Below are 8761 nucleotides of genomic sequence, written 5' to 3'. Positions count from 1 at the left end.
GTGGAGGATCACGGAGAGCCCGGTGGCTCTTCTTAAGCGACTGGCCTGCCTGTCTCTTGGAGCGTCTCGGATGATCGCCACCGCCACGGCCCTGCTCTCGCCGCAAGTGTTGAAGGAAGCGCGCCAGCGGGAGCGGCGGGTCGCCTGGCAGCAGACGCGCGTCGCCTGGCTGTTCATCGCCCCGGCGGTGCTCATGGTGACGCTGTTCCTGCTCACGCCGGTGGTGTTCAACGTCATCCTGAGCTTCACCAAGTGGCAGAAGTTCACCGGGCTCGACCAGTTCGCCGGCTTCAACAATTATGCGCGACTGTTCCGCCTGCCGTACTTTTCGGAAGCGCTGGCCAATACCGCGGTCTGGGTGGTCGGCGCCGTGGTGTTCCCGCTGGCGGTCGGCCTCGGGCTGGCGCTGCTGCTCAGGAACATCCCGTTCCAGGAAACCTTCAAGAGCCTGTTCTTCCTGCCGCGCGTCCTGGCGCCGACGGCGGTGGCAGCGATCTGGTACTATGTCTATGCGCCGCGCGGAGTGCTCAACTCGGCAGTTTCCGGCATCACCGGCACGCCGTTCGATTTCGGCTGGCTGTACGACCCGGCGACCATCACCGGCTCGGTGATCGTCACCTTCGTGTGGCAGACCGTCGGCATCACCATGGTGCTGCTGCTGCTCGGGCTCGCCGCCATCCCCAAGGACCCGATCGAAGCGGCGCGGGTCGATGGCGCATCGAACTTCCAGATTTTCCGCCACATCGTCTGGCCGCTGCTGCTGCCGACGGTGCTGGTGGTGACCATCCTTAACGTTGCCGCGGGCTTCACCACCTTCGACCTGCTGTGGGTGATGGCGACGTCGTTCCCGGGCAAGCGCACGCTCTCGCTCGCGGTCTACATGTATTACGAGAGCTTCTCGAACGGCGCCTGGGCCTATGGCTCTGCCGTCGCCGTGGTGCTGGGCGCCATGGTGATCACCGTCAGCGCGCTGCTCGCCGTGGTGCAGGCGCGCGTCAGCAGAAACATCCGATAGGCAGATCATGGCAGTCGACATCACCGACAAGGCGTTCATCTCGGGCCTGATCGCGAAGGAAAAGCGCACGCAGCGCCAGGGCGGCCGCTGGCTGGTTATCCCGATCCTGGCGCTCACCGTCGCCTACCTGACGCCGCTCTATTACCTGTTCGTCACCATCTTCAAGACCTCCGAGGAGTACGCCAAGAAAGGCGTACTGGAGCTGCCGGACAGCCTCGCGCCGCTCGCCGACAACGTGGTGCAGGCCTGGACCATCGCCAATCTCGGCCAGGCGGCGATGAACTCGTTCAGCTACGCCCTGGTCGGCGCGGTGCTTTCGGTGTCGTTTGCCGCGGCAGCGGCCTACGGCATGACCCGGCTGCACCTGCTCGGTGCGAACGGCTGGTTCATGCTGATCTTCACCGGCACGCTGTTCCCGTTCCAGATGTACCTGGTGCCGCTGCTGTTCGGTTATCAGCGGCTGGGACTGGTCAACACCTGGTTCGGCATGCTGCTGGTCTATGTGGCGATCTGTATTCCGTTCCCGCTGCTGGTGCTGCGCAACTCGTTCTCCTCCATCACCCGCGAGGTCGACGAGGCGGCGCGGATCGAGGGCGCCAGCGAATGGCGGGTGTTCACCTCGATGATCGTGCCCAATGCGATGGGTCCGCTGATCGCGCTGTTCCTGTTGCAGTTCACCTTCATCTGGAACGACCTGCTGTTTTCCTCGATCCTCGCCAACGGCATCGAGGTGCGCTCGATCATGGTGGCGCTGCAATCGCTGCAGGGCACCTATTCGACGCTCGGGCCCAACGTGGTGATTACCGCGACGCTGATTTCGAGTATCCCGACGGTCTTGCTGTTCATCGCCCTGCGGAAGTACTTCATGGCAGGATTGCAGCTGGGGAACAAATGACGGCGGAACGAGCATGAAAGCCCCCAAGGGGATATCGGCGGCAGCAGAGTTCGGCGACAGCGGCTACGGCACGCGGCAGGATGGCGGCTCGATGGCGAGCCAGGTCTATGACCGGCTGATGCAGCAGATCCTCGACATGCAGCTGCCGCCGTTCCAGGAACTTTCCGAGGCCCGGCTCGCCGCCGAATTCGGGGTCAGCCGCACCCCGGTGCGCGAGGCGTTTGCCCGGCTGGCGCGGCGCGGCCTGGTGGAAATCCTGCCGCAGCGCGGCACCATCGTTTCACCGCTCAGCGAAAACCTGATCGCCAAATCGCGTTTCATCCGCGAAGCATTAGAGCGCCCTCTTGCCCGCCTAGCAGCGGAGCGGCTGACGCCGGAGATCGCGGCGCTGTTGAAGCGCGAGATCGTCCTGCAGCACACCTTTGCCGGGCTCGGCGACGACCAGGACTTCCTCAAGTCGGATGATCGCTTCCACTCGCTGATCGCCAAGGCCGCCGGGTTCGAGACCATCTGGGACGACGTGCGGGAAGCCAAGTTCCACATGGACCGCATTCGCCGGCTGTCGCTGCTCAGCCAGGAGCACATGTATTTCATCGTCGGTGAGCACGAGGAAATCCTGGCGCGGCTGCAGGCGCACGACGCCAAAGGCGCCGATGAAAGCATGACAGTGCACCTAGCGTCAGTGATGCACGAACTCGACGTGATCCGCTCGGCGCATCCTGAGTATTTCGTGCGAGAGAACGCTGCGGCGGAGCAGTAGCCCCCGCGTCAACGACGACCGCGCGCTATCAGCAGCTGCCGCGACTGCTGCACATCGCTTTCCATCTGGGCGATCAGTTCCTCGACATTGGCGAAGCGGCGCATGTCGCGCAGGCGGTGCAGCAGGCGAAGTTCGGCGCTGAGGCCGTAGAGCAGCTCGTCGAGATCGTGGATATGGGCTTCGACGCGGATCGAGGCGATATCGGGAAATGTCGGGTTGGTACCGACGCTGACGGTGGCGCCATAGAGCGCGTCGCGATGCGAGAACCGTGCGAGACAGCAATAGACCCCTTCGGTTGGGAACGGATTGCCCGCAGCCAGCGCGATGTTGGCGGTAGGGAAGCCGAGGGCACGACCGCGCTTCTCGCCGTGGACGACGAGGCCGCTGATCACCAGTTCAGGAGGCGTTGGAGAGGGCAAGATACTGGCTCTGGTGGAAGACCAGCGGCGGGATGTGCGGGAAGAGGCTGGTCTCGCGCACTTCGAGCAGGATGATTTCGTGATCGCCACCCTCGAGCCGATCGCTGATGGCGCAATCGAGCCAGAGCGCCGCGCCCTTGACGAACAGCGCGCCATCAGAGGTCGCCTCGAACTCGACGCCCTCAAAGCGATCGCCGTGGCGCGATGACAGCTGACGAGACAGCCGCTCCTGGTTCACGCCCAGCACACTGAGGCCGATGCGTGGCAGGCGGTTGAGCCGCGGCCAGGTGCCGGACTGGCGCGCTACGCAGACCGAGACCAAAGGCGGGTCGAGCGACACCGAGCTGAACGAGTTCACCGCCATGCCGACGGGGGTCGCGCCATCCATGCCGCACATGGCGACGACACCGGTCGGGAACATCGAGAAGGCCCTCCTCAAGGCCAGCGTCGCCTCACCTACCTGCACCGCGAGTTCCTCCATATAGTCAAGTTTGAATAATTGGACTGAAGCTAGTCAATTTGTTAGAGGGAGACAAGCGCCTTCCCCGGTTTCAGGAGCCAGCATGTCGAACATTACCCGCCTGGTGGTCCTGGGCGCCGTGCGCCAGTTCGAGCCGGTGCATGGCTATTTCCTGCGCCGCGAGCTGATGACCTGGCATGTCGACGAGTGGGCCAATATCCAGCCCGGCTCGATCTACAACGCGCTCAAATCGCTGAAGCAGGATGGCTACATCCAGGAGAACGGCACCGAAGCTGCCGGCAAGCGCCCGGAGCGGACGATCTACCAGACCACTCCGAACGGTGTGGTCGAGCTGATGCGGCTGTTGCGCCAGACGCTGTGGACGGTCGAGACCTTCGACACCAAGCCGGTGATGGCGCTGACCTCGTTCATGTTTCTGCTCAGCCGCGCCGAAGTGGTGGCGGCGCTGAAGGTCAGGATCGCCGAGATCGACGCCAAGGTGGCGAGCAACGGCTTCGATATCAGCGACGTGGCCAAGTCGAGCACCACGCCGGCCTATGTACGCGAGATCTTCGAGCTCTCCTCGCTGCGGCTGAGGGCCGAGCAGGAATGGGCGCGCGGCCTCTACGACCGCATCCTCGCCGGCGCCTATACGTTTGCCGACGAGATCGCGGCCGGCACGGTAGCCCGGGACTCCTAGCCTGGTTTGAGTTGGCTTGTTCTGCCCCTCACCCTGGCCCTCTCCCCAGAGGGGAGAGGGGACGCGAGACCACCGGCAGTGCAAAATGCGTCCCCTCTCCCCTCTGGGGAGAGGGTTAGGGTGAGGGGCAGGTCGCGCGTTTCCAATCAATCTCGCCACCCCCCGCGACCCGCCGTCACTACTGCAGCTGGCGGTGGCTGGCGCCGGGGTGATCGGGGCTGAGGATCGGGCTTTCGGTGCCCACCAGCCGTTCGCGCAGGCTCTCCCCCTCATAGTCGGAAGCCGCCACGCCCCGGGCGCGCAGCACCGGCATCACCTGCTCGACGAAGTCGAGCGTCGAGGTCGGCTGGATCAGCGGGGTGAACAGGAACCCGTCGAGGTCGGCGCCTTCGGCCATCTCGCACATGATGTCGGCGATCTCAGCGGGCGTGCCGACGAACGGGTTGGTGCGCACGCCATGGGCGTGCCAATCCTTCAGCACGTCGCCGACAGTCTTGTCGCCGAAGCGGGCGACCTGGGTCTGCGACAGCTCGGTATGGAGCGCGCTCATCTTGGTCGCGGGATCGTAGGACGAGAGGTCGAGCCCGGTGAACCAGGCATAGGAGGCGACGGCCACATCCGGGGTCTGGGCGTCGAGGATGGCCTGGTGCTTGGCCCGCGCTTCTTCGATGGTCGGCGCGACGACGCAGGAGAAGGCGCTCATCAGCTTGATCGAGTTGGGGTCGCGGCCATTGGCGGCGGCCTCGTCACGGATGGCCTTCACCTGCCCGGCGAGCTTTTCGATCGAACCGCCACCGAGGAAGATGCACTCGCCATGCTTGCCGCCGAACTGCTTGCCGCGATCGGACGAACCGGCCTGGAACAGCACCGGGGTGCCCTGCGGCGAGTAGGCGGTGTTGCCGAAGCCGTGCGAGCGGAAATACGGGCCGTCATGGGCGATGCGGTGCACCTTGGCCGGGTCGGCGTAGCGCCCCTGTTTGTTGCGCTCGAGCGCATGGCGCTCCCAGGCGCCTTCGAACAGCTTGTAGACGAGGCTCATGAAATCGTCGGCCATGTTGTAACGCTCGTCATGCGCCACCATTGGCACGCCGAAGGCGGCGACGGCGGTCTCGGCGGTACCGGTGGTGACGACGTTCCAGCCGATGCGGCCGTTCGACAGATGGTCGAGGGTCTGCATGCGGCGGGCAAAGGCATAGGGCTGCTCGAGCAAAGTCGAGCCGGTCATGACGATCCCCAGCTTCTCGGTGGCGCCGATCAGCGCCGCGCCGACAATGGCAGGGTCGAGCCGCGGCAGGTCGAGGCCCTCGGTGGTGCTGATGTCAGGGCGCGTGCCCTTGACGTCGGCCCAGCCCCAGGCATCGGCGAGGAACAGGAAATCGAGCTTCGCATCTTCACAGATGCGGGCGATCTTCACCCAGTAATCGAGCCGGTCGAAATTGTGCCGCTCGCTGTCGGGATGCCGCCAGGTGGACGTGCCGGAGTCGTTGGTCTGGGCGTTTTCAAACAGCCCAAAGCGTAGCTTCTTCATAGCAATGTCTTTCGTCAGAGTTGGGTCCGGATCGGGCGCCTCAGCGCCCGATGACGTCCTCGTCGCTCCACCACAGGATACGTTTGCGGAGCAGGGCCAGCAGCGACACGAGAAGTACGCCGAGCAGGCAGAGCAGGGCGATACTCGCCCAGGTCACGGGCAGGTTGGCCTGGGCGGCGGCGATGGTCACCAGCGAGCCCAGCCCTGCCTGCTGGCCGGCGGCCACGAATTCGGCCACCGCTGCGCCGACCACCGCCAGTGGCATGGCGATGCGAAGGCCGGCGAAGACGAAGGGCATGCAGCCGGGGAGCCGGAGATCGCGGAAGATCTCCCAGCGGCTGGCATGCAAAGTCTTGAACACATCGAGCGCCTTCTGGTCGACATCGCGCAAGCCGGCCAGCGAGTTGACCAGCATGGGGAAGAACACCACGAGGCCGGTGACGATGTATTTGGGCAGCATGCCGAAGCCGAAGGCAACGACCAGCGCCGGAGCGATGGCGACGACCGGCGTCACCATGATCACCACGATCAGCGGCATCACCGCCTTCTCGACGATCGGTAACTCGCTCATCGCCACGGCGAGGAGGAAGCCGCAGATGATGCCGGCGCCGGCGCCGATGACCACCTCCTGACAGGTGACGAGGAGGTTGGCCCAGTACATCCCGGGGTCGCTGGCGAGGCTGTTGCCGATGGCGTCAAGCGTCGGCAGCACATAGGGATTGTTGATCGCCACCAGCTGCCAGAGCACGGCGACGATGACGAAGGTCAGCGCCGGCGGGCCCCAGTCGAAAACGATGCGGGCCATGGTGAAACCGGATGCGTTGCGCCGCGGCGCGGTTGCGACAGTGTCAGACACGAGCAGCCTCCATCACCTTGCGCAGGGCAGAGCGGACATAGCCTTCGAGGTCGCGGAAAGCGTCGCTGGCGTAGAGCGCCTCGTTGCGCGGCCGCGGCAGGTCGACATCGATGATCTCGGCGATGCGGCCGGGATGCGAGGCCATCAGCACGATGCGATCGGACAGGATGATCGCCTCGGGCACCGAGTGCGTGACGAACAGCACCGACTTGCGGTTGGACTGCCAGAAATCCAAGAGGCCCATGCGCTGCTGGTCGCGGTTCATTTCATCGAGCGCCGAGAACGGCTCGTCCATCAACAGGATCTCAGGGTCGAAGACGAAGGCGCGCGCGATGGCGGCGCGCTGCTGCATGCCGCCCGAGAGCTGGGCCGGGTAGCGGTCGAGCGCATGGCCAAGCCCGAAGCTCTGCAGGATTTCCTTGGGATCGCGCAGCTTCCGCCCGGCATTGGCGCCGGGGTTGATGCTGATCGGCAGGCTGACATTGTCGAGAATGGTGCGCCAGGGCAGCAGTGCGGGAGACTGCGGAACGAGGCCGATGGCCTTGTCCTTCGCGGCTTCCCGCACCGATTTGCCGTTGATCGACACGCTGCCGCCATTGGCTTCGGAGAGCCCGGCGACCAGCTTGAGCAGGGTGGACTTGCCGCAGCCGCTCGGCCCGATCAGCGAGACGAACTCGCCCTTCTTGATCGTCAGCGACACGCCGTTGAGCACCGTCACCCTGGACGTATCGCCACCAAAACTCTTGGTCACGTTGCTGACCTCTACCCCGATCTCATCGGGGTAGGCGGCTGGCGCGCTCTGGAGATGCGAGACTGCAGGCATCGTCGCGATCACTTCTTTTCCGGCCAGATCAGCTTGCCGTCGGCATAGAGCGAGGCGACGAGGTCCGGATCCATCATGTCGGCGAGCGGCGGCGGGTTCTTCAGGCCACCGAAGCTCTGCACCATCTGGTACTCCGGCTCCCACTCGGCGATGGTCTGGACGCCCGGCGCGCCATACTGGCTGGTGCGCACCCACTCCGACTCGACGCCCCAGGTGCGGGCCTGCTGGTCGCGCGGGAAGGCCGAGCCCTGGTTGTTGTCAGCCGCGAGTTGGCTGATCATGTCGACGCACTTGTCTTCCTCGGCGAGGCAGAACTCGAGCGCCTTGAGGCTCGCCCGCATGAAATCGGCCACCACTTCGCGGTGCTCGGCGAGGAACTTCGAGTTCACTTCCATAACGTTGTAGGTGCCCGAGAGGCCGAGATCGGCGGGCAGGAACTGGTTGAACGGCAGGCCCATGGCCTTCAGCGTCTGCGGCTGGTTCGAGGCATAGCCGACGATGGCATCGACCTGGCCGCGAGTAACCACGGTGGGGTCGTAATTGGTCATCTTGATCAGCTCGACCTTCGAGATATCGACGCCGGCGGCATCGAGCATCGCCGCGGCGATCGGGGTGATGTTGATGAAATACCCCAGGCGCTTGCCTTCGAGATCCTTCAGGCTTTTCACCGCTTCGTTGGTGAAGATCGAGAACGGCGAAGTGCTGCCATAGGTGGCGACGGCGGTGAGGTTGCGGCTGTTGGCGGCCGCCAGCATCACGTCGGACGCCGAGCCCAGCGCGGTGAACTGCGCCTGGCCCGAGGACACCAGCAGCTGGCCGTTGCCGCCCGCCGCGTTGATGTCGACGCTGAGGCAGAGCGCATCGAAATAGCCGAGCTCCTTGGCGAGGAACACATCGACCTGGCCGGCGCTGGCCGAATAACCATAGCCCGAGATGTAGGTGATGGTGCCGGCAGCCTGGTTGCGCGCGCACTCGTCGGCGCTGATCAGCACGTTTGCGGGCAGCTCACCGGCAGCCTGCGTGGCGGTGGCAAAGCCGCCGATGGTCAGCGCCAGGGTTGCACAGCTGAGCAACAGGCGAGCGTGCATCCGCCCTGCCCGATTGGTTTTACGAGACAAAGAGTCCTCCCAAAGTCACGCCCGTTACCTCCAACGGACGCACATTCGTAACCAATCAAATTTGACTATGCAAACTTTTTTGATTTGGAGCGGGGATAAGCGGGGGTGAGGGATGGGAAATGAGATGATGGTGGAGGTGGTTAGTGGCTCAGTGCGTGGGGCACCCCCCTCCCACCACGCTTTCGCG

Annotated in this window: 10 protein-coding genes; 4 read left to right on the top strand and 6 right to left on the bottom strand. The window is 64.6% G+C overall.

The window, feature by feature from the left end; all coding sequences use genetic code 11:
* The first annotated feature begins 70 nt into the window (after positions 1–70).
* The 3 genes from VW23_RS06475 to VW23_RS06465 are packed head-to-tail and all read left to right on the top strand — an operon-like array spanning position 71 to position 2670.
* The gene (locus VW23_RS06475) at positions 71–1015 is read left to right on the top strand and encodes a carbohydrate ABC transporter permease (protein WP_069908763.1); all 945 of its coding nucleotides are present in this window, start codon (positions 71–73) and stop codon (positions 1013–1015) included.
* A 7-nt stretch (positions 1016–1022) separates the two neighbouring features.
* Positions 1023–1910, top strand: a complete 888-nt coding sequence (locus VW23_RS06470; protein WP_084645661.1) for a carbohydrate ABC transporter permease — start codon at positions 1023–1025, stop codon at positions 1908–1910.
* Between the two features lie 13 nt (positions 1911–1923).
* Positions 1924–2670: a GntR family transcriptional regulator gene (locus VW23_RS06465; RefSeq protein WP_084645659.1), complete on the top strand. Its 747-nt coding sequence runs from the start codon at positions 1924–1926 to the stop codon at positions 2668–2670.
* 8 nt (positions 2671–2678) lie between these two features.
* Here the strand turns inward: VW23_RS06465 and VW23_RS06460 are convergent, their stop codons facing one another.
* The gene (locus VW23_RS06460; RefSeq protein WP_069908762.1) at positions 2679–3089 is read right to left on the bottom strand and encodes a riboflavin kinase; all 411 of its coding nucleotides are present in this window, start codon (positions 3087–3089) and stop codon (positions 2679–2681) included.
* Positions 3067–3555, bottom strand: coding sequence for a flavin reductase family protein (locus VW23_RS06455; protein WP_201788022.1), 489 nt, complete (start codon positions 3553–3555; stop codon positions 3067–3069). The genes VW23_RS06460 and VW23_RS06455 overlap by 23 nt, the downstream gene beginning before the upstream one ends.
* A gap of 97 nt (positions 3556–3652) precedes the next feature.
* Between VW23_RS06455 and VW23_RS06450 the strand changes: the two genes are divergently transcribed.
* Complete coding sequence (locus tag VW23_RS06450; RefSeq protein ID WP_069908760.1) at positions 3653–4249, top strand: PadR family transcriptional regulator; 597 nt, start codon at positions 3653–3655, stop codon at positions 4247–4249.
* Positions 4250–4427: 178 nt separating this feature from the next.
* Here VW23_RS06450 and VW23_RS06445 read toward each other — a convergent pair whose 3' ends face one another.
* The 4 genes from VW23_RS06445 to VW23_RS06430 are packed head-to-tail and all read right to left on the bottom strand — an operon-like array spanning position 4428 to position 8544.
* Positions 4428–5777, bottom strand: a complete 1350-nt coding sequence (locus VW23_RS06445) for an NtaA/DmoA family FMN-dependent monooxygenase (protein WP_069908759.1) — start codon at positions 5775–5777, stop codon at positions 4428–4430.
* A 40-nt stretch (positions 5778–5817) separates the two neighbouring features.
* On the bottom strand, positions 5818–6633 hold the full coding sequence (locus VW23_RS06440) for an ABC transporter permease (protein WP_201788021.1): 816 nt from the start codon (positions 6631–6633) through the stop codon (positions 5818–5820).
* Complete coding sequence (locus tag VW23_RS06435) at positions 6626–7456, bottom strand: ABC transporter ATP-binding protein (protein ID WP_069908764.1); 831 nt, start codon at positions 7454–7456, stop codon at positions 6626–6628. Before VW23_RS06435 ends, VW23_RS06440 begins: the two co-directional genes overlap by 8 nt.
* Positions 7457–7464: 8 nt before the next feature.
* Complete coding sequence (locus VW23_RS06430) at positions 7465–8544, bottom strand: ABC transporter substrate-binding protein (protein ID WP_069908758.1); 1080 nt, start codon at positions 8542–8544, stop codon at positions 7465–7467.
* Positions 8545–8761: the final 217 nt, after the last annotated feature.

The organism is Devosia insulae DS-56, assembly GCF_000970465.2.
GTDB lineage: Bacteria > Pseudomonadota > Alphaproteobacteria > Rhizobiales > Devosiaceae > Devosia_A > Devosia_A insulae.
Note: the sequence above shows the minus strand (reverse complement) of the source record. Positions and strands in the feature narration are given on the sequence as shown.

Coding starts and splice junctions, on each gene's coding strand:
- VW23_RS06430 (WP_069908758.1), bottom strand. CDS start 8,544: ATGCACGCTCGCCTGTTGCTCAGCTGTGCAACCCTGGCGCTGACCATC.
- VW23_RS06465 (WP_084645659.1), top strand. CDS start 1,924: ATGAAAGCCCCCAAGGGGATATCGGCGGCAGCAGAGTTCGGCGACAGC.
- VW23_RS06475 (WP_069908763.1), top strand. CDS start 71: ATGATCGCCACCGCCACGGCCCTGCTCTCGCCGCAAGTGTTGAAGGAA.
- VW23_RS06450 (WP_069908760.1), top strand. CDS start 3,653: ATGTCGAACATTACCCGCCTGGTGGTCCTGGGCGCCGTGCGCCAGTTC.
- VW23_RS06445 (WP_069908759.1), bottom strand. CDS start 5,777: ATGAAGAAGCTACGCTTTGGGCTGTTTGAAAACGCCCAGACCAACGAC.
- VW23_RS06470 (WP_084645661.1), top strand. CDS start 1,023: ATGGCAGTCGACATCACCGACAAGGCGTTCATCTCGGGCCTGATCGCG.
- VW23_RS06435 (WP_069908764.1), bottom strand. CDS start 7,456: ATGCCTGCAGTCTCGCATCTCCAGAGCGCGCCAGCCGCCTACCCCGAT.